This window comes from Pseudomonas sp. AS2.8 (assembly GCF_014190935.1).
GTDB lineage: Bacteria > Pseudomonadota > Gammaproteobacteria > Pseudomonadales > Pseudomonadaceae > Chryseomonas.
Genome location: NZ_JACHVV010000004.1, coordinates 331,564 through 351,835, shown reverse-complemented (window position 1 = coordinate 351,835; position 20,272 = coordinate 331,564). Strand labels below are relative to the sequence as shown.

Annotated in this window: 15 protein-coding genes and 3 pseudogenes; 6 read left to right on the top strand and 12 right to left on the bottom strand. The window is 66.8% G+C overall.

The features are described from left to right. Positions 1-48: 48 nt before the first annotated feature. Complete coding sequence (locus tag FHR73_RS22905) at positions 49-2,061, bottom strand: PAS domain-containing protein (RefSeq protein ID WP_409258700.1); 2,013 nt, start codon at positions 2,059-2,061, stop codon at positions 49-51. Then, a pseudogene (locus tag FHR73_RS22900) lies at positions 2,044-3,390 on the bottom strand (PAS domain S-box protein); the annotation flags it as partial. The gene FHR73_RS22905 and the pseudogene FHR73_RS22900, both read right to left, overlap by 18 nt. Positions 3,391-3,634: 244 nt before the next feature. Between FHR73_RS22900 and FHR73_RS18310 the strand changes: the two are divergent. After that, positions 3,635-4,018, top strand: a complete 384-nt coding sequence (locus tag FHR73_RS18310; protein WP_183633130.1) for a response regulator — start codon at positions 3,635-3,637, stop codon at positions 4,016-4,018. On the opposite strand, the gene FHR73_RS18305 is transcribed toward FHR73_RS18310, so the two are convergent. The 4 genes and pseudogenes from FHR73_RS18305 to FHR73_RS18290 all read right to left on the bottom strand — a co-directional run bounded on the left by FHR73_RS18305 (position 4,015) and on the right by FHR73_RS18290 (position 6,448). After that, a complete protein-coding gene (locus FHR73_RS18305; protein WP_183633128.1) occupies positions 4,015-4,407 on the bottom strand; it encodes a response regulator in 393 nt (130 codons plus the stop codon). The genes FHR73_RS18310 and FHR73_RS18305 overlap by 4 nt on opposite strands. Positions 4,408-4,490: 83 nt before the next feature. Continuing rightward, complete coding sequence (locus tag FHR73_RS18300; protein WP_183633126.1) at positions 4,491-5,498, bottom strand: NAD(P)-dependent alcohol dehydrogenase; 1,008 nt, start codon at positions 5,496-5,498, stop codon at positions 4,491-4,493. Positions 5,499-5,603: 105 nt separating this feature from the next. Further along, positions 5,604-5,987 (bottom strand): annotated as a pseudogene (locus tag FHR73_RS18295) (DUF4398 domain-containing protein); the annotation flags it as partial. 29 nt (positions 5,988-6,016) lie between these two features. After that, positions 6,017-6,448, bottom strand: a complete 432-nt coding sequence (locus tag FHR73_RS18290) for a DUF4398 domain-containing protein (protein WP_183633122.1) — start codon at positions 6,446-6,448, stop codon at positions 6,017-6,019. Positions 6,449-6,605: 157 nt separating this feature from the next. Here FHR73_RS18290 and FHR73_RS18285 point away from each other — a divergent pair, with 157 nt between their 5' ends. Further along, positions 6,606-8,231: a methyl-accepting chemotaxis protein gene (locus FHR73_RS18285; RefSeq protein ID WP_183633121.1), complete on the top strand. Its 1,626-nt coding sequence runs from the start codon at positions 6,606-6,608 to the stop codon at positions 8,229-8,231. 3 nt (positions 8,232-8,234) lie between these two features. On the opposite strand, the gene FHR73_RS18280 is transcribed toward FHR73_RS18285, so the two are convergent. After that, the gene (locus FHR73_RS18280) at positions 8,235-9,398 is read right to left on the bottom strand and encodes an HPP family protein (RefSeq protein ID WP_183633120.1); all 1,164 of its coding nucleotides are present in this window, start codon (positions 9,396-9,398) and stop codon (positions 8,235-8,237) included. A 255-nt stretch (positions 9,399-9,653) separates the two neighbouring features. Between FHR73_RS18280 and nhaA the strand changes: the two genes are divergently transcribed. Next, a complete protein-coding gene (gene nhaA / locus FHR73_RS18275; RefSeq protein WP_183633119.1) occupies positions 9,654-10,823 on the top strand; it encodes a Na+/H+ antiporter NhaA in 1,170 nt (389 codons plus the stop codon). A gap of 12 nt (positions 10,824-10,835) precedes the next feature. Continuing rightward, positions 10,836-11,213, top strand: a complete 378-nt coding sequence (gene crcB / locus FHR73_RS18270; protein WP_183633118.1) for a fluoride efflux transporter CrcB — start codon at positions 10,836-10,838, stop codon at positions 11,211-11,213. A gap of 19 nt (positions 11,214-11,232) precedes the next feature. Here the strand turns inward: crcB and FHR73_RS18265 are convergent, their stop codons facing one another. Then, positions 11,233-12,276: an acyltransferase gene (locus FHR73_RS18265; protein ID WP_183633117.1), complete on the bottom strand. Its 1,044-nt coding sequence runs from the start codon at positions 12,274-12,276 to the stop codon at positions 11,233-11,235. Between the two features lie 351 nt (positions 12,277-12,627). Beyond that, the gene (locus FHR73_RS18260) at positions 12,628-13,149 is read right to left on the bottom strand and encodes a hypothetical protein (protein ID WP_183633116.1); all 522 of its coding nucleotides are present in this window, start codon (positions 13,147-13,149) and stop codon (positions 12,628-12,630) included. 234 nt (positions 13,150-13,383) lie between these two features. Here FHR73_RS18260 and FHR73_RS18255 point away from each other — a divergent pair, with 234 nt between their 5' ends. Continuing rightward, a complete protein-coding gene (locus FHR73_RS18255; RefSeq protein ID WP_183633115.1) occupies positions 13,384-14,820 on the top strand; it encodes a dihydrolipoyl dehydrogenase in 1,437 nt (478 codons plus the stop codon). A 587-nt stretch (positions 14,821-15,407) separates the two neighbouring features. On the opposite strand, the gene FHR73_RS22895 is transcribed toward FHR73_RS18255, so the two are convergent. The 3 genes and pseudogenes from FHR73_RS22895 to FHR73_RS18245 all read right to left on the bottom strand — a co-directional run bounded on the left by FHR73_RS22895 (position 15,408) and on the right by FHR73_RS18245 (position 18,918). After that, the gene (locus FHR73_RS22895) at positions 15,408-16,175 is read right to left on the bottom strand and encodes a methyl-accepting chemotaxis protein (protein WP_409258699.1); all 768 of its coding nucleotides are present in this window, start codon (positions 16,173-16,175) and stop codon (positions 15,408-15,410) included. Positions 16,176-16,262: 87 nt separating this feature from the next. Next, positions 16,263-17,270, bottom strand: a pseudogene (locus FHR73_RS22890) (cache domain-containing protein); the annotation flags it as partial. A gap of 235 nt (positions 17,271-17,505) precedes the next feature. Continuing rightward, a complete protein-coding gene (locus FHR73_RS18245) occupies positions 17,506-18,918 on the bottom strand; it encodes a sugar porter family MFS transporter (RefSeq protein ID WP_183633111.1) in 1,413 nt (470 codons plus the stop codon). A gap of 373 nt (positions 18,919-19,291) precedes the next feature. Here FHR73_RS18245 and pip point away from each other — a divergent pair, with 373 nt between their 5' ends. Then, a complete protein-coding gene (pip, locus tag FHR73_RS18240) occupies positions 19,292-20,272 on the top strand; it encodes a prolyl aminopeptidase (RefSeq protein ID WP_183633109.1) in 981 nt (326 codons plus the stop codon).

The following is a 20,272-nucleotide window of genomic DNA, read 5'->3' as shown; positions in this document are numbered from 1 at the left end:
CCCTCCGGGAGAGGGCTGGGGTGAGGGGAGATCCGCTCGGAAGGGCCCTCAGGTCCCTTCGATCAGATCGCGGATGCGGACCGCCAGGGCGTCCATGGCGAAGGGCTTGGTCATCACGTGCATGCCGGGCTCCAGATGGCCGTTGCCGACCACGGCGTTCTCGGCGTAGCCGGTGATGAACAGCACCTTGAGTCCGGGACGCCGCTGGCGGCCGGCGTCGGCCATCTGCCGGCCGTTCATGCCGCCGGGCAGGCCGACGTCGCTGATCAGCAAGTCGATGCGCACATCGGATTCCAGCAAGCGCAACCCGGAGCTGGCATCCGCCGCTTCCAGAGCGGCGTAGCCTAGTTCTTCCAGCACCTCCACCACCAGCATCCGTACCGTGGGTTCGTCATCCACCACCAGCACCGTCTCGCCGTGACCCTGACGCGGCAGGGTCGGCTGGCTGGCGGCGAGATCGACGCCAGCCGCCGCTTCGCGATGGCGCGGCAGGAAGAGGGTGACGCTGGTGCCCTGATTGACCTGGGAATGGATGCGCGCCTGCCCGCCGGACTGGCGCACGAAGCCGTAGATCATCGACAGGCCGAGGCCGGTGCCGACCCCGATCGGCTTGGTGGTGAAGAAGGGATCGAAGGCCTTGGCGATGACCTCGGGCGGCATGCCGCAGCCGTTGTCGGTCACCGAGAGGGCGATGTACTCGCCCGGCTCCAGGTCGCGGACCCGGGCCATGCGCGCATCCAGCGCCCGATTGGCGGTCTCGATGAAGATGCGACCACCCTCGGGCATGGCGTCGCGGGCATTGATGCAGAGGTTGAGCAGGGCATTTTCCAGCTGCGGCGGATCGACCAGGGTCAACCACAGCTCGCTGCTGGCCACCACCTCGATCTGGATCGCGGGACCCACCGTGCGGCGGATCAGGTCTTCCATGCCAGCCACCAGCCGATTGACGTCGGTGGGCTTGGGATCCAGCGTCTGCCGCCGGGAAAAGGCCAGCAGCCGGTGGGTCAGGGCGGCGGCGCGGATAGCGGCGCCCTGGGCGGCGGTGGTGTAGCGCTCGAGATTGTTCAGCCGGCCCTGGCCGATGCGTACCGTGAGCATGTCCAGACTGCCGACGATGCCGGCGAGCAGGTTGTTGAAGTCGTGGGCCAGGCCGCCGGTGAGTTGGCCGACCGCTTCCATCTTTTGCGACTGGCGCAACTGCTCTTCCAGCACGGCCTGGGTCTCCATGGCCTCCTTTTCCCGGGTCACGTCACGACCGGCCCCGGTGAGGTGCTCCTGGTCGAGGTCCAGGGACAGTGTCCACGTCAGCCAGCGCCAGCTGCCATTCGCCGCCTGTACCCGATTCTCCACCCGGGTCGGCAGCCCGCTGCGGCGCAGTTCGTCCAGCGCCATCAGCACGCCCGGCAGATCGTCGGGGTGAATGAGTTCGGTGTAAGGGCGGCTGAGCAACTCGGCCTCGGAATAGCCCAGGCCGCGCGACCAGGACGGACTCACCCGCAGGAGCTGCCCGGTGAAGTCGGCGGTGAGCAGCAGATCCTCGCTGAGCGCCCAAAGCCGATCGCGCTCGGCGGTACGCACCTGGACCTCCTGACTCAGGGTCAGATTCTGTGCCTGGATCAGCGCCTGGGCGTCGCGCTGTATGGTGACGTCCTGGGCGAATACATAGAAGCCGTCCACCGCCCCACGTGCATCTCGCCGTGGGCGGTAGTGGATGTCGGCGATGCGCCGCCGACCGTCCGGCCAGGCCCAGGGCAGGTCCAGCCGCGCCGGGGTGCCGTCCAGGGCGGCCTGGATGGCCGGGCGGCGGGCTGCGAACAGCTCTGGCGCGAATACCTCGGCCATGCTGCGGCCCAAGATGCTTTCCGGCGCGTCCTTGAACCACTTGGGTGCCTCGACGTTGGCGAAGCGATAGATCAGTTCGCGATCGACGAAGGCGATCAAGCAGGGCAAGGTGTCGGCCACCAGGCGCAGATTAAGTTCGCTGTCGCGCAGGGCACGTTCCGCGGTCAGCCGCGCCGTCGCCGAGCGGGTGCGATTGGCGACCTCGCGGATGAATTGCAACTCGGCCGGCGTCCAGCGCCGCGGTTGGCTGGAACCGACATAGAGCAGGGCCACCAGGTTGCCGTGCTCGAACAGCGGCATGTTGACGAGGGCGCGGGTATCCAGGCGTTGCAGGGCAGCGAGGTTGTCACGGGTGCGGCGGTCTTCGTGCACATCCTCGATCACCACGGTTTCGCCGCGCTTGAAGGCTTCGCTATAGCTGCCATAGTCGCGAAAATTCAGGGTGCCCATCAGGCTACGGGCGCCCGGGATCGTCCAGTCGCGCCCCACGGTGATGGTCTCGGCATCGGCGTCCACCAGGCCATAGCCCACCAGGTGAGCATCCAGGGTGGTACCCAGGGTGGCGCAGGCCAGTTCGGTGATGGCCTCGATGTCGCCCAGCTGGCTGAAGCCTTCGCCGAGTTCGGCCAGCGCCCTGCGATAGCGCTCTTCGTCGCGGGTGGCCTGGGCGGCCTGCTCGCGCTCGGTGACATCCAGGAACAGCACCAGAAAGCTGTCCGGACCAGCCTTGTGCGCATGGCCTTCGTACCAGCGGCCGTTGTGCTGGAATTGCCGCACGTAGCTGAACGACTGGCCGGTATCCACCACCTTGGTGAAATCTTCCACCCAGAGGTCTTCAATATCGGGAAACAGCGTGCGCGCGGTCTGACCCATCGCCTGTTGCGCACTCAAGCCAAAGTGCGCGCACCAGGCACGGTTGACCTGGTCGTAGCGCCAGTCCCGGCCGCGGCCCTGGTCATCGCGCAGGATGGTGCCAAGGATGAAGCCCTCGTCCAGTTGCTCGAACAGGCCGCGCCAATAGCGCTCGCTCTCTGCCAGTTGCTGCTGCACCTCGCCGACGTGTTGCTGGCTGTCGCGCAGGGCCTGGCCGGCCAGGTGCTGGGACGTGCGGTCGCGCAGGATCTTGACGAAGCCGGTATGGGTGCCGGCGTCATCGTGCAGCGGATGCATCTCGCCGCTCGCCCAGAAGCGGGTGCCGTTGCGGTGCAGGTGCCAGCGCTCGTCCTCGGCACGTCCGTCCCGCAGGGCCAGCCGCATTTCCAATGCGGCCCGGCCGGTCTGATTGTCTTCCGGGGTGAAGAAGCGCTCCGCCGGTGCGCCGCGAATCTCCCCAGCGGTCCAGCCCAGCAGGCGTTCGGCGCCGGTGTTCCAGTCGGTGATCACCCCGGCCGAATCGAGCACGATCATGGCGAAATCGATGGCGCCATCGAAGATCGCCAGGCGCCGCTGGGCATCCTGGGGTGGCAGCGCCGTGCATTGATCGAGCGCGGCACGGAGGCGGCGGACTTCGGCCTGGAGTTCAGCGTGGGAGAGAGCGGATTCAGCCATGAGGTCGTTCGAACACGAGGGCGGCGGAAGCGGACGGCGGTGACGTCCAGCGAGAACCTTAGAGTAAGAGAGTTGGGCGGTGGCTAGCGATCTGCCAGCACCTTTTTCCGACAGGCAGGGAATTAAGTAGCTGTTACGGCATCAGACAAGTGCCGACACCCGGCGGCCAGCCGCCCATCCGAGCGTTGTGATCCAATTCGAATATTTTCGGTCTATTTAGTCGTACTAATGAAGTAGCGTTGCCATGACCGATGTAGTTTCTTCTGCTGCTGTTACCACCGTGCTGGTCGTCGAGGACGATCCGGTGCTGAGATCGTTGGCGACGGAGGTATTCGAGATGGAAGGTTATGCCGTCCAGTCATTCGATACCGCCGATGCCGCCTGGGGCTGGCTCGAGTCCGATTCCCTGACGCCCGATCTCCTGTTCACCGACGTGCGCATGCCTGGTCGGCTGGACGGCCTCGCCCTGGCGAAACAGGTACGCCAGCGCTTTCCACAGCTGCCTATCCTCGTATCGTCCGGCTATACCGGCCAGCAATACGCGGAGCGTGAGGACAAGGCGCTGTTCCTGCCCAAGCCCTGGACCATCGACCAGTTGCTTAGGGCCTGTGGCCAGCTGGGTATCTAATCCGCCGCCTGCCGCGCCCGCGCCAGGCGCACCGCTGAATCCACCTCGTCCAGCGTCCAGGGCTTCTGCAGGAAGATCACCTGGTCCGGCAGCGCTGTGGTGATCTCGTAGCCATAGCCCGAGGTGATGACCATGGGCAGCGCGGGCCAGCGCTGGAGCAGCATCTCCGCCAGTTCACCACCGCGCAGCTGGCCAGGCATCAGGTGATCGGTGATCACCAGCCCCGGGGCCTGCTGCTGCTGGAGCAGATGCACCAGGGCGTCGTCGGCATTGTCGAACTGCAGGCAGGTCCAGCTCAGGCGGTCTTCGAGGTGATTACTCAGCAGCTCGGCGAGCAGGCTGTTGTCTTCGATGACGACAAGATAGGGGAGGGGGTCGGGCGAGGTCATCGAGACTTCCGGAACGCGATGAGACGATTCCGGAAGTCTAGCAGAGCCTTGCCGGCGTCAGTCCGGCTTTCGTCTGACCATTGTCAGAACTCTAGGACGATCTTGCCGAAGTGGCTGCCGTCCTTCTGGAAGGCGAAGGCCGCGGCGATCTCGTCCAGCGGATAACTGCGGTCGATCACCGGCTTAATCCCGTTGCCTTCCAGCGCCTGGATCATTTCCTGCTGCTGGCGGCGGCTGCCGACGATCAGCCCCTGCAGCCGCTGGTGGCGACGCATCAGGTTGGCCGTGGGGACCTGCCCCTCGACGCCGGTGAGCACCCCGATCAACGCCAGGTGACCATGGATACGCGCGGCCTGGATCGACTGCGCCAGGGTCGCCGGGCCGCCCACTTCCACCACGATGTCGACGCCACGACCGCCGGTGATGGCCTGCACCTTGGCGCCCCATTCCGGCTCGTCACGGTAATTGATCAGGTGATCGGCGCCCAGGGCATAGGCGCGCTGCAGCTTCTCGTCCGACGAGGAGGTGGCGATCACCGTGGCACCCATGGCCTTGGCCATCTGCAGGGCGAAGATCGAGACGCCGCCGGTACCCATGACCAGCACGCTGTCACCGGCCTTGAGGCCGCCGTCCACCACCAGCGCGCGCCAGGCGGTGAGTCCGGCGGTGGTCAGGGTCGCCGCCTCGGCATGGCTGTAGCCCTTGGGCGCGCGGGTGAAGGCCGTGGCCGGACGCACCACCACCTCGCAGGCGAAGCCGTCGACGCCATCGCCCGGGGTGGTGGAGAAATCGTCGATGGTCGGCTCGCCGTCCAGCCAGTGGGGAAAGAAGGTCGAGACCACATGATCGCCCACGGCGAATTCGCTGACCCCCGCGCCCACGGCCTCGATCACCCCGGCACCATCGGACATGGGAATGCGCCCATCAGCGGTCGGCATCTTGCCCAGCACCACGCCCAGGTCATGGAAATTCAGCGAGCTGGCCTTGATCCGCACCCGGATGTCGCCAGCCCCCGGCTGCCCGGGATCAGGCAGTTCACAGGCTTCCAGCTGGTCCAGACCACCGGGTTTGCGTAGGCGTATGGCGTGCATGAGAGATCCTCCGGACTGTGGCGAGCAGGACGCTCGCGGGTCAGTAGAGGACCACGGCAGGGGGCGCAGGATTCCCGAGAGGGACCTGCGCCCTGGACCTTACTTGATCGCCTTCTGCAGTTGCTGCAGCTGCTGGGTGCGGGTGTTCAGGCGGGCTTCGCCGCGTTCGGCGTCGACCTTCTTCAGCTCGGCTTCGGCCATGCGCAGCTTGATGGTCTGCATGGCGGTCTGGATGCGTTGCTGGGTCAGGTAGGCCAGCTGATCGACGGTGCGCTCGTTCTCACCGTCCTTGTAGGCCTTGTCGGTCTTGGCCAGCCAGGTGCCGGCATCCTTGGTTTCCAGTGCCGCCAGCTGGGTGGCCTGGGGCTGGGATTCGAGGGCGGCGTAGTCGTTGCGCGCCTTTTCCAGATTGGGGTTGGGCGGGGTGGCGCAGGCGGCCAGGGTCAGGGTCAGCGCCGACATCAGCGGGAGCAGAAAACGTTTACGCATGGTTTCGTCCTTCAAGAGAGCGGGCAGCCTTACTGCTGCACCTTTTTCTGTAGATTCTGTTGCAGCTGGAGGTTGATCTGACCTTCCTCACGGATCTGCTGGATGCTGTTCTGAGCATCCTGCAGCGCCGCCTGGGCCTTGGCGGCCTGGGTCTTGCGGGTCGCCAGGCGGGCATCCCACTCGGCCTGCTCGGCCAGTTGCTTGGCTTCGTCGTACTTCTCGTTGGACAGGGCCGCCTGGGCCTGGGTCCACTTGTCCTGGGCCGACTTGGTCTCGATGGGGGCGAACTGGTTGCCGCCGCCGCTCACGGCTTCGTTGACGGCCGACTGGGTCACGGCCATCTGCGCGGTCGGCGGGTTGCCGGCGCAGCCCGCGAGCAGCAGACCGCCGCCCAGGACCAGGCTGGCGAGCAGCGCACGAGGCGCGGAGAACGAGGAGGCGCGAGAGGGACCGGTTTTCATCCGAACATTCCTGGCAGGTCGCCCGGAATGGGCGACAGTGCCTTTGAGACGGCGAAAACGCGGCGAGGTTCGCTGCGGCCGTTGTGCTCAAGGCCAGCGGGTGACGGCCGATATCTGTTGTCTGACAACAACAGGGCCAGAGGCCACGGAGACTTCCATGCTGTTACGCAACTGCAACATCGCGCCCCGCGCCGCCCTGGGCTTTGGGCTGATCGCCCTGATGGTGGCTTTTCTCGGGCTGTTTTCCCTGGCGCAGATGGCGGGTATCCGCGAACGTCAGGTGGTGACGGAGCGTGACTGGGTGCCCAGCATCCGCGCGGTAGACGCCATTCGCGAGAACATGCTGCGCATCCGTACCATTTCCCTGCGCCTGGCGCTGGATCCGGACCCACGCAACATCGATACCTATGTCGGCCAGTACGAGGCGCGTAACAAGGTCCTCATGGACGGCATCAGGACCTATGAGGTCTTTGTCGATACTCCCGAGGAACATCAGCGCTGGGACCTCTTCAAGCGCGATTTCGCCACCTATCAGCAGGGTATGACCGAGTCCTTCGCCCTGGCCCGCCGTGGCGATACCGCCGCACTCAACAAGCTGACGCTGGTGGACATGAAACCGGTGGTGGACGGCACCGGCAAGCAACTGGGTGAGTTGGGCGACTTCTATGCCGAGGGCATCGAGCGCGACGGCAAGATCTCGGCGGACCGCTACGACGCCTCACGGCTGATCGTCATCGCGGTGATCACCCTGGCCGCCTTGGCCACGGTGCTCATGGCCTGGCTGCTGACCCGCAGCATCGTCGGGCCGCTGCGCGAGGCACTGCTGGCCGCCCGCCGCGTCGCCCAAGGCGACCTGACGCAGACCCTGGCCGTGCAAGGCCGTGACGAGGTGAGCGAATTGCAGCGCGCCCTGCAGCAGATGCAGGCGCAACTGCGCGAGACCCTCTCGCGTATCGCCGGCTCCTCCACCCAACTGGCGACCGCCGCCGAAGAACTCAATGCGGTCACCGAGGCCGCTGGCCAAGGCCTGCAGCAGCAGAACGATGAGCTTGAACAGGCCGCCACGGCCGTTACCGAGATGAGCACCGCGGTGGACGAGGTGGCGCGCAACGCCGTCTCCACCTCCGAAGCCTCGCGGGCCTCCAGCCAGGCCGCACAGCAGGGCCAGACCCGGGTCGCCGACACCCTGGGCGCCATCGCCGCCTTGTCTGACGAGGTCTCGGCCACCGGGACGCTGGTCCAGCGGCTCGCTGAGCAGTCCCAGGACATCGGCAAGGTGCTCGACGTCATTCGCGCCATCGCCGAACAGACCAATCTGCTGGCACTCAATGCGGCCATCGAGGCGGCTCGGGCCGGCGAGGCCGGTCGCGGTTTCGCCGTGGTCGCCGACGAGGTGCGCGCGTTGGCCAGCCGTACCCAGCAGTCCACCCTGGAAATCGAACAGATGGTTTCCGGCATGCGCAGCGGTGCCAGTCAGGCCCTGGGGTCGATGCACAGCAGCAGCCAGCGGGCCCAGGCCACGCGTGCCCTGGCGGAAACGGCGGGGGTGGCGCTGGACGAGATCAACAGCCGCATCGGCGAGATGTACGAGCGCAACCTGGTGATCGCCAGTGCGGCCGAAGAGCAGGCGCAGGTGGCCCGGGAAGTGGACCGCAACCTGGTCAACATTCGCGATCTCGCCATCCAGTCCGCCGACGGTGCCCGCCAGACCAACGCCGCCAGCCAGGAGCTGTCACGGCTGGCGGTGGACCTGCAGGGGCTGGTGAATCGCTTCCAGGTATGAGCCCTAGGCCCGCACCGCCTGGTACAGCGCCCGGATCAGATCCGACTGGGTGATGATGCCCACCAGGCGGCGCGAGCCGTCGATGATGGGGATGTGGCGGTGGCCGTTCTCGGAAAACACCGGCACCAGGTCGATCAGCAGGCGATCGGCGCTGGCCACCCGCACGGTGCGGGTCATGATTCGGCCGACGCTGTTTTCCTCCTGGCGGGTGCGCGGGCGGACCAGCGATCTCAGGCGCCAGCCGAGGCCCTCGTGGACGTCCAGGTCGATCTGCCGCATGAAGTCGGCGACGGTGACGATGCCCAGCAGATGGCCCTGGCGATCCACCACCGGCAGCGCCTTGATGCGGCGGGCGCGCATCAGCGCCCAGGCTTCCTGCAGCGGCATCTCGGCACGGGCGGTCACCGGTTCGTGGCTCATGACGTCGGCGCAGCGCAGCTCGCCCATCTTGCGCTGGTAGGCGCGCGCCTCCACCTGTTCGAGCAATTCGGCGAGGTCGTCGCGGCTGATGTCCAGCACCTGGTTGTAGCGCGCCAGCACGGCGTCGAGGTCGGCGCGCTGCAGGCGCGTCTCGCCGCTCGGCTCGGCCGGGCGTGGCACATGGGGCCAGGGGCGGCGGGTCAGGTTGTTGTAGAGCAGGCCGGCGCTCACCAGCAGCAGCGAATCCAGCGCCACCGGACTCCAGGCATAGCTGAAGTCCTGGGCGCCGATGAGAACCATCAGCAGCGCCGAGGCGCCACCCGGCGGATGCAGGCAGCGCAGGGTGAACATGGCGGCGATGGCCAGGGCGACCGCCAGCGCGGCGGCTAGGTTGGCTTCGGGAATCCACAGGGCGCAGGCGATGCCGATCAGCGCCGACAGGGTGTTGCCGCCCACCACCGACCAGGGCTGCGCCAGCGGACTGGAGGGCAGGGCGAACACCAATACGGCGCTGGCGCCCAGCGGCGCTACCAGCGCCAGCGCCAGGGCGCCGTGCTGATGCACCGGCTGGCCCTCCAGCCACCAGGCAGCGAGCAGCGCGGCTAGCAGGATGCCGAGACCGGCGCCCAGGCTGGCGCGCAGGCGTTCGCGACCGTCGATGGGCAAGGGCGCTGGCCAGAAGGCGCGCAGGCCCTGGACCAGACGGGCGAAGAGGGAAGAGGACGGCGTAAGGGGTTCCTGGGACATGGGCAAGCAGCTGCTGGGCAGAACGAGGGCGCTGATGGTCCACCCTGTACCGAGCCCTGGCAATACCGGCGAAGACCGCCGGCCGCCACCGCAAGAGGCCAGGCGGCGACGCAGAGCGGCCGCGCCCTGGGGAGATTTTCTGCTGCGACCACCGGGTTGCCATAGTAGGATTATCGGCTGGGTGTCGCCGCAACCTCGCGGTAGGACAGGTTGAATCGAGCGCAGGTCGGGCCGCCGCGCGGAGTACGGCTGCCCATGAACGCCCCCCTTTCTCCCGCCAAGGCCCTGGCCTTTCTCAATCGCTTCTGCGCGGCCGAAGCGGCCGGCGGCATCGTGTTGATGGTGGCCGCGGCCATCGCCCTGATCGTCGCCAACTCGCCGCTGGCCGACGGCTACTTCGCCAGTCTGCACTGGTACATCGGAGGGCTGTCCCTCGGCCACTGGATCAACGACGGCCTGATGGCCATCTTCTTCCTGCTGGTGGGACTGGAAATCAAACGCGAGATGGCGGTCGGCCAACTCGCCAGCTGGGGCGATCGCGCCCTGCCGGGCCTCGCTGCGCTCGGTGGCATGCTGGTACCGGCGCTGCTCTATGCCCTGGTCAATCGCCACAATCCCCAGACCCTCTCGGGCTGGGCAATTCCCGCCGCCACCGACATCGCCTTCGCCCTGGGCGTGCTGTCGCTGCTGGGCTCGCGGGTGCCGGCGTCGCTCAAGGTGTTTCTCTCAGCCCTGGCGATCCTCGATGACCTCGGCGCCGTGGTGATCATCGCGCTGTTCTACACCAGCGACCTCTCCAGCAGCATGCTGCTGGCCGCGGCCGGTCTGGTGGCCGTGTTGTTCGTGCTCAATCGCCTCAAGGTCACCGCGCTGCTGCCCTATCTGCTGGTGGGCGCGCTGCTGTGGTTCTGCATGCTGCGCTCGGGCATCCACGCGACCCTGGCCGGGGTGATCCTGGCGCTGTTCATTCCCCTGGGCGACACCGAGGCCGACGACGCCTCGCCGCTGCTCCGGCTGGAGTCCGCGCTGCATCCCTGGGTGGCCTTCCTGATCGTGCCCCTGTTCGGCTTCGCCAATGCCGGGGTCTCCCTGGCCGGGATGTCGCCCGCCAATTTGCTGGATCCGGTGCCCTTGGGCGTGACTCTGGGGCTGTTCCTTGGCAAGCAGATCGGGATTTCCCTCATGGCGGTGCTGGCCATCCGCAGCGGCCTGGCGCGGCTGCCGGAAGGCGCCAGCTGGCTGCAGCTCTATGGCGTGGCGCTGCTCTGTGGCATTGGCTTTACCATGAGTCTGTTCATTGGCGCCCTGGCCTTTCCGGGGGCGCCCTTCCTGGTCGATGAGGTTAAGATCGGCGTGCTGCTGGGGTCGCTGTTGTCCGCCCTCGCCGGCATTGCCGTCTTGCTCCTGGCCGCCCGGCGTCGTTGAGAGGAGTCTGAGATGCCCTATGCCCTGTTCGCGGTGATGTTTGGCGGTGCCCTGGGCAGCGCCTGTCGCTGGTGGGTCGGTCTGCGGCTCAATGCGCTGTTTCCGCTACTGCCCCTGGGCACGCTGCTGGTCAATCTGGTGGGCGGCTTCGTGATCGGCCTCGCCCTGGGCTTGTTCTCCCGTTATCCCGGGTTGGAAGCCCAGTGGCGCTTGCTGCTGGTGACCGGCTTCTGCGGCGGCTTCACCACCTTCTCGACCTTTTCCGCCGAGGTGGTGAATCTGCTGCAGAGCGGCCGCCTGGGCTGGGCGGCGCTCACCGTGACCGTCCATGTGCTGGGGTCGCTGCTGCTGACCCTGGCCGGTTTCGCCCTGGCCGGTCGCCTCGGCTGAGGCGATCGGCCAACCGGGCTCAGGCCGGCGCCACCGGTGCCTGGCGCCGCGGCTTGAATCTCAGCGCCGGCGCCTCGATCAGGTGCCAGGAGAGCACCGCCAAACCCAAGGTCAGGACATAGCTCACCAGCAGGAAGCCCGGCAGCGAGAAGCTGTCGGGAAACCAGTGCATGAGCAGTTGCTGGACCGGGAAGTTGAACAGGTAGAGGCCGTAGGAGTAGTCGCCGAAGCGGCCAAAGCCGTGCAGCAGTGGTACCTCCACTTGGGCCAGGTAGATGATCACATAGGCCAGCGACACCAGGTGGATCACCGGCAGGATGTGCCAGACGATGGCCGCCAGCGACAGCAGGCAGAGCGCCAGGGCGATCTCCAGGCGCCAAGGGATGCGCGGTCCCGCGAGCTGCAGCAGGGCGCCGGCGAAAAAGAACATGCCCAGGCTGAATACCTTGTGCAGCACGAAGCTGGCGATGCCCATCTGCGGCAACAGCAGGAAGTTGCCCAGCACCAGCACCACCAGGGTGGCCATGACCACCGAGCGGGTCAGCAGCCCCAGCACGCCGATGATCAGCAGCGACAGGTACATGAACACCTCGTAGGGCAGGGTCCAGTAGCTGCCGTTCACCGTGTCGGGAAAGGGATTGCCGGTGAAGACGCCGGGCAGCTCGAAGCGCGTCATCAGGAGGATGTTCTTGAAGAAGCCCAGGGTCTGGCGATCGCTGAAATAGGCGCTCGTCTCGCGACTGGTGGCCAGCCAGCCCACCACCAGCACCGAGAACAGCACCGAGACGATCAGCGCCGGAAAGATCCGCAGGGCGCGCTTGAGCAGAAAATCCAGGGGATTGCGACTGCGCTGGAAGGACGCCGTGATCAGGAAGCCACTGATCACGAAGAACACATAGACGGCGATGCTGGCCGCGTCGGTGAAGCCGGTGAAGTTGAGGATCGGCTCGGCACCGATGTGGCCCGAGAGCCAGAAACCGTGGCCGATCACCACGGTGGACGCCGCGGCGAATCTGAGGAAATCGAAGTTGTTGCGTCCCGGGGGAACGTGGGCGGTAGTCATGTCTGCTCCTCGCAGCCGTGGCCCATGCCGCGGCCGCCGCCCGGGAGCGAACTCCAGGCGGAAGGCGACGCAGACGGCATCGGCAGGGACGCCCGTCGTGAGACGGGCGCAGGCAAAGGCCGCTGCCGACAGGGCCGGCAACGAAAGGGCGACAGCCGACGCGATCAGCGAGATCGGTCGGCCGGCGAGGGCAGGGGCGCTATGGGGGGCTGAGCGGCGCGAAAGCGGGCGTCACGCGCCAGGACTCCGGAAAAGCGGTACCGCAAGAAGGAACGGGGGCGGCGAGGCGCACGCAGCCAAGCGGGGTCTGGGGCCTCCCGGCCGCCCCGGTCGTTGCGTACGCCTCGCTCATCAGGCGCTGGCCTGCAGCGGCTGTTCGTGCACGTCTTGCGACTGTTCCAGGGCGAAGGATTCCTGGGCGAAATACAGAGCGGCGCTCTGGCGGGCGTGATCGCCGAATTCATGGGGATGGCGCATGACGATCTGCTCGAAGGCGCCCGGCTCCAGGCCGTCTTCATAGAAACCGTTGTGGCACTGCAGGATGCCCGAGGCGCAGACGCTGCGCTCGACCGCGGCGATCAGGCCGCCGGCCCTAAGGCTCTTGACGATGTTGTGCGGCAGCCGCTGGCGGCGACGCAGGCTGGCGGCGGTGTCGCTGAGGGTGTCGAGGATCTCGGTCTCGGCCGGCGACAGCTTGCGCACGTCCAGCTTGGACTTCTGCACCAGGTAGCGACGGGAGAGCAGGCGGGCCTGGTCGTTGAGGGCCTTGAGCACCGCACCGCTGAGTTCACCCCGGGTGAACAGGCCGGTCTCCAGGGCGATCAGGTAGGACCAATCGTTGATGAGCGGAATCTTGCTGATGTCACGTTCCATGTGAATGCCCTGCGTCCATTTAAGTTGGCTAATTGAGGATAGGACACCCCAATGGTTCCAGTTCGCCAGTATAAGGTGACGAGTGGCATGGAATTTGACGCCCCTGACAAGAATTGTCGGTTTTTTGTCGAAGTGGATCACGCCTTGGGGATGCAACCCCACCGCTCCGCTCAGGGTCCCTTGCTAGAGCCCTGGCGCGAGTCGGGTTAATCCTCCGCAACGTCAGGTGATGAGATGAGTGATCCCGTAACCCCTTCCACCGCTGCCGATCTCGAATGCGATGTTGCTGTGATCGGGGCCGGAACCGCTGGCCTTGCCGCCGAACGCGCCGCCCGGCGCCAGGGCGCGCGTACCCTGCTGATCGACGACCGCTGGGCCGGCACCACCTGCGCCGCCGTGGGCTGCATGCCCTCCAAGCTGCTGATCGTCGCCGGCGAAGCCCATCATGCCGTCCAGCGCGCCGCTACCTTCGGCATCGACGTGGGTAGCGTCAGCGTCGATGGCGCGGCGGTCATGGCGCGGGTGCGTCGCGAACGCGACCATTTCGTCGCCGCCACCAAGCAGGGTTTCGCCAAGCTGCCCGAGGGTGTGGCCCAGCAGGCCACGGCGCGCTTCGTGGCGGCGGATCGCCTGCAACTCAGTAATGGTAAGACTATAAAGGCGCGGAGTGTGGTCATCGCCACTGGCTCCTACCCCCTCGTACCGGAACCCTTCGCCGCCCTCGGCGAGCGCGCGCTGACCAACGAGACGATCTTCGAGCTGCCCGATCTGCCGCGCTCTCTGGCGGTGATCGGTACCGGTCCGGTGGGTCTGGAACTGGCCCAGGCCATGGCTCGCCTCGGCGTGGCCGTCACCCTGTTCGGCCAGGACGATGGCCTGGGCGCGCTGGAGGACCTGGAGGTCAAGGCCGAGCTGCGCAAGATCCTGGAACAGGACCTGACCCTGCTGCTGAACGTCGAGGTGGATGCCCGGCGCGAAGGCGAGGGCGTGCGGCTATCCTGGTCCGGCGCCGCGAGCGGCGAGGGCGCTTTCGACTACGTGCTGGTGGCCGCCGGGCGACCGCCGCGGCTGAAGGGCCTGGGGCTGGAGACCACCGGCATCGAGCTGGACGACCATGGCACCCCGCTCTACGACCCCGAGACGATGCAGTGCGGCACTTCGTCGATCTTTATCGCCGGCGATGCCGACCATGACCGGCCGATCCTCCACGAGGCCTCCGATGAGGGCGCTATCGCCGGGCACAATGCGGCCTGCTATCCCGAGGTCCGACCGACCCCGAGATCGCCGCTGTTTTCGCTGATCTTCACCGATCCACCGGTGGCGGTGCTGGGCAGTCCGCCCGACCAGGGTAGCCTGATCGGCACCTCTTCTTACCACGACCAGGGCCGCGCCCGGGTCGAGGCGCGCAACCAGGGTATCGCCCGCTTCTATGCCGAACCGGGCACCGGCAAGCTGACCGGCGCGGCCATGGTCGGACCGGGCATGGACCATATCGGCCATCTGCTGGTGCTGGCGCTGATCCACGGCGAGACCGCCAGTTCGCTGCTCGACATGCCCTTCTACCACCCCACCCTCGAAGAGGGCCTGAAGAGCGGCCTGCGCGAGATATGTCAGGCCGCCCACAGCAGCCTGCGTGGTGATCGCGACCAGGGCGTGCCGTCCGGGGCTTGAGGGGAGGGCTGTTGGGCTTCGCTGTGCTCAACCCAACCTACGGGGCCTCGTCGTAGGTTGGGTTGAGCGCAGCGAAGCCCAACGGAGTGTTCGATCCGGCAGTGGAAAAGGCTGCGCCGTTTTCCACGCTACAGTCTCGCTCAAGGCACCCTCACCCCAACCCTCTACCAGGGGGAGAGGGGGCTGTCTGGCGTAGCGGGGATGTTCAACGTCCGTAGGGTGGATAACGGCGCAGCCTTATCCACGCGCTACCGAACGCCCGCCCAATGAAAAAGCCCCGCCGGGATCACCCGCGGGGCTTCTGCTAGCGCCAGCGTCGTAGGTTGGGTTGAGCGCAGCGAAGCCCAGCGGGGTATTCGATCCGGCAGTGGAAAAGGCTGCGCCGTTTTCCACGTTACGGTTTTGCTCTAGGCACCCTCACCCCACCCCTCTCCCAGGGGGAGAGGGGGCTGTCTGGCGTAGCGGGGATGTTCAACGTCCGTAGGGTGGATAACGGCGCAGCCTTATCCACGCGCGACCGAACGCCCGGCCAATAAAAAAGCCCCGCCGGGATCACCCGCGGGGCTTCTGCTAGCGCGAGGCCTCCATCAGGCGCGGAAGCGTCGCACCAGGCCATCCAGTTCGCCCGACAGCTGCGACAGGCGCGAGGAGTCGCGGGTGGTGGACTGGGCCAGGCCTTCCACCTGCTGGGCGTCGTCATGGATCTGGGCGATGTGGCGGTTGATGTCCTCGGCCACCTGGTGCTGTTCCTCGGCCGCCGCGGCGATCTGCAGCGCCTGGTCGCGGATCTCGTCCACCGACTGGCGGATGCCTTCGAAGCTGCCCCGCGCCTCGCTGATGGAGGTCACGCTGGTCTGCGACAGCTCCAGGCTGGTCTCGATCTGGCGGGTGACCTCCTGGGTGCGCCGCGCCAGGCTGCCGAGCAGGCCGTCGATCTCGCCGGTGGAGTCGGCGGTGCGCTTGGCCAGGGCCCGCACCTCGTCGGCCACCACGGCGAAGCCACGCCCCTGCTCGCCGGCCCGCGCCGCTTCGATGGCGGCGTTGAGCGCCAGCAGGTTGGTCTGCTCGGCGATGCCGCGGATGGTGTCGAGGATGGTGTTGATGTTGTGGCTGTCCTGTTCCAGCACGGCCATGGCCTCGGCCGACTGGGCCAGGCTGCCGCTGAGCTGGTTGACGTTGCCGGTGGCCTTCTCGATCTGGCCGTAGCCTTCCTGCACCTTGTGATGACCGGCGTCGGCGGAGGCCGCGGCCTGGCTGCAGGAACGCGCGACCTCGTTGGAGGTGGCGACCATCTCGTTGAAGGCGGTGGAGACCAGCTCCACGGCTTCGCGCTGGCGACCGGCGACTTCGTTCATGCTGGCCGCCGCCTGGGTGGTGGTCTGCGAGGCCTGCTGCAGGTCGTTGGAGGCCTGGCCGATGCGTTGCACCAGCTGGCGGATACTGGCGAGGAACTGGTTGAACCAGCCCGCCAGGGCGGCGGTTTCGTCCTTGCCCTGCACGTTCAGGCTCTTGGTCAGATCGCCTTCGCCCTGGGCGATGGATTCGAGGCCCGCGGAGACGCCACGGATCGGCCGCACGATCATGCCGGCAAAGGCGGCGCCGAGCACGGCGAACAGCAGCGCCAGCACCGCGGTGATGCCGGCGATCTGCCAGGTCAGGGCGGTGGCCTTGCCCATGACTTCGCTGCGCTCGATCAGGCCGATGAATTTCCAGCCGAGGTCCTTGGCCTGATAGACGTTGACCATGTAGTCGGTGCCGTTGAGATTGACCTCACCCAGCCCGCTCTGGATGCCGCTGAGGGTCTGGTAGGCATCGCCCAGCTCCTTGAGCTGCTTGAAGTTGTGCTTGGGGTCGCGCGGGTCGACCAGCACGTTGCCGTTGTCTTCCACCAGCAGCAGATAGCCGCTCTGACCCAGGGTGATGCTCTTGACCAGGTCGGTGAGCTGCTTGAGCGAGATGTCCAGGCCCACCACGCCGCGGACCTTGCCGCTGGCGTCTTCCATGGTCCGTACCACGCCCATCAGCGAGACGTCGTCGGTCGCCCAGTAGTAGGCCGGGGTGCGCACCACCTTGCCCGGATTGTTCATGGCCGCCTGGTACCAGGGACGCACGCGCGGGTCGTAGTTGGCCAGCTTGGCGTCGTCCGGCCAGCTGACGTAGCCGCCATCGGCCAGGCCGACCGACAGGTAGGCGGTGGTGGGGTGGGTCTTGGCGAAGCGGGTGAAATAGGCCAGCGCCTGCTGGCCGGCTTCCGGCTGCGGCAACTGGGCGGCGTCGGCGCCGCTGTAGTTCTTCAGGCCTTCCAGGGTGAGGATGTTCGGTTCCTTGGCGAGGAAGTCGACGTTCTGCTGGATGCCGGAGAAGAACTGCTGGATGTTGCGATCGATCTGGCGGATTTCGCGCCCGCTGCCGTCGAGGAAATCGCCGGTCGCCTGACTGCGCACGTTCATGATGACCACGCCCGCCACCAGGATCACCGGGAGGCAGGCGGTTACCGCGAAAAGCGAGGTGAGTTTCTGCTTGATGTTCATCGAAAGCCCCGGTCGCGCCCTGGCGCGAAGAGTGACGGCGACATGCCTTCACTCTGCATCGGCCCGGAAAAGTCCGACTTGATACGGGATGAGAAATTATTCCATTTGGTCCGCAGCAAGTCGGAAAATCGCCGATCGGTCGGCTAAAGACCCGCTATAACTCTTTTTTCAGATGGCGTTCGATTTCTTCCAGGGACTTGCCGCGGGTCTCCGGCAGGCAGAAATAGACGAACAACAACGAGCCCAGATTGATGGCGGCGAAACCATAGAAGGTGTAGTTGCCGATGGCTTCCAGGGCCACCGGAAAGCTGAAGGCCACGGTGGCGTTGCACAGCCACTGCACGGCCACCGCCACCCCGGTCAGCAGGCCACGGACCTGGTTGGGAAACAGCTCGGACATCAGCAGCCAGTAGACCGGCGCGATGCACATCTGCATGAACAGCAGGAACACTAGGATGCAGGCGAGCGCCAGGTAGCTCTGGGTGAGGTTCTGCGGCAGCCACAACAACACGCTGCCCAGCGCCAGTTGCGCGACGACCACGATCACCAGGCCGATCAGCAGCAGGGTGCGGCGTCCGGCGCGACCGATGGCCCAGATGCCGAGCAGGGTGGCGATCACCGAGACCACGCCGTTGCCGATGGTGGCGGTCAGGGCCGCGCTGGTGCCCATGCCGGTGCTCTTGAGGATGATCGGCGTGTAGTACATGAAGGCGTTGACCCCGGTGAACTGGGCGACGAAGCCCAGGCCGATGCCCAGCAGAAGCAACTTGACCACCCAGCCCTGGGCGAGCAGTTCGCGCAATGGAGGGCGATGCCTGGCCTGTTCCTCGCTCTCGCGCATCTCCTCGACTTCGCGCTGCACCTCCTCGGGGGTGTCGCGCAGGCGTTCCAGCACGGCTTCGGCTTCGTCGATCCGGCCCTTGGCCGCCAGCCAGCGCGGCGAGGTGGGCAAGAGGAAGGTGCCGGCGAACAGCAGGATCCCCGGCACCATGGCGATGGCCAGCATGTAGCGCCAGATGCCGTTGTCGTGCACCAGCCAGGCGAGCAGGGCGCTGAGCACATAGGCCAGCAGCTGGCCGCTGACGATCATCAGCTCGTTGCGACTCACCAGGCGCCCGCGGCGCTTGGGGCCGGCGATCTCGGCGATGAACACCGGTACCGTGGCCGAACCGCCGCCCACCGCCAGGCCGAGCACGAAGCGCGCGACCACCATCAGCTCCACCGAGGGCGCCACCGCGGTGCCCAGGGCGCCGACGACGAAGAGAATCGACAGCAGGCGCAGGGTGGTGCGGCGGCCGTAGCGATCGGCGAGATAACCCGCCGCCAGCGAACCGAAGGCCGCGCCGACGATCAGGGCGGCGGTGACCAGCCCCTCGGTGTAGGCGTTGAGGCCTAGGCCGCCCTGGTCGGGTGGCAGGGTCATGAAGGGCAGGGCGCCGGCGATGATGCCGGTGTCGTAGCCGAAGGCCAGGGCGCCCATGGTGGCGACCAGTACGGTGATGAAGATCAACCGGCGGGCCGAGGCCTTCTGGTCGGGGTCGACGGGGGTGGAAGCGGAAGCGGACATGGCAGAGCGGGATCCTGGCAAGACACGAGAGGGAACGGCGAACCGGGCGCCCTCAGGCCAGCGAAGCGAACGAATGCAACGTTTCGAGTCAGCGAAGGGGCGCCATGGAAGCAGGCGTGGGGGATTAGGGCGGGGATGCCGGTCGGAGTTCCCCAGGGCTCGCGGCAGTCCCGTTCCGACCAACGGGCCGCGCCGCTGGCGCTGCGCAACGGGTTTTCTCGGAGTGCCCGCCTTGAGCCCCGCAAGCCCACCGGCGCTGCGCGTGCAGCCCGGTGCGGATACGGCTTGCCGCCGCTTCCGGGCGCCGCTTCGACTGGAACCTGGGCGGCCGGTGTCGGCTCAAGCTATCTCGAAGCCCGCCTGAGAAACCACCATGGATGCACCCTGCGCCGTCACCTACCAGCTCTTTCCGGAAATCGAGCAGCCCAACCGCAGCGGTCGGCTGCGGGTGAGCGCGTTGCACGAACTGTACTGGGAGGAATGCGGCAATCCCCAGGGCGTGCCGGTGGTCTACCTGCACGGTGGACCGGGCGAGGGGGCCGAGCCGAGCAAGAGGCGCTTCTGGGATCCGGACCACTACCGCATCGTGCTGTTCGATCAGCGCGGCGCCCTGAGATCCACCCCCCTGGCCGAGACCCGCGACAACACCACCCAGCACCTCATCGATGACCTCGAACGGTTGCGCGAGCACCTGGGCATCGAGCGCTGGCTGCTCACCGCCGGCTCCTGGGGCACCACCCTGGCGCTGGCCTATGGCGAGGCCCATCCCGAGCACTGCCTGGGTTTCCTGCTGCGTGGCATCTTTCTCGGCACCGCCGACGAGGTGCACTGGTATCTGCACGGCATGCGCCGCTTTTTTCCTCGCGCCTACGAGGATTTCGTCAGCTGGATTCCGGAAGACCGGCGCGATGCCGCCCTGGACGCCTACCTCGAACGTCTGCTCGGCGCAGACCCGCAGGCGCGCCTGGAGGCCGCCCGGGCCTGGGTACGTTATTCGGCCAGCTGCTCCCTGCTGCGTCATGATCCGGAAGGCGTGGAAGCCCAGGCCGCCGACGAGCAGACCACGCTGGGCATGGCCGTGCTCGACGCCTGGTACTTCAAGCACCAGCTGTTTCTCGAAGAAGACCAGTTGATCCAGGGCCTGGCGCGCATCCGCCAGCTGCCCTGCTACCTGGTCCAGGGCGGTCACGACATGATCGCCACGCCGAACTCCGCCTACCGGCTGCACAAGGCCTGGCCCGGCTCGGTGCTCAAGATCGTCAACGACGCCGGCCACGCGCCCACCGAGTCCGGCACCACCAGTGCCCTGATCGAGGCTACGGAGCGTTTCAAGCGGGACGGGCGCTTCGCCTGA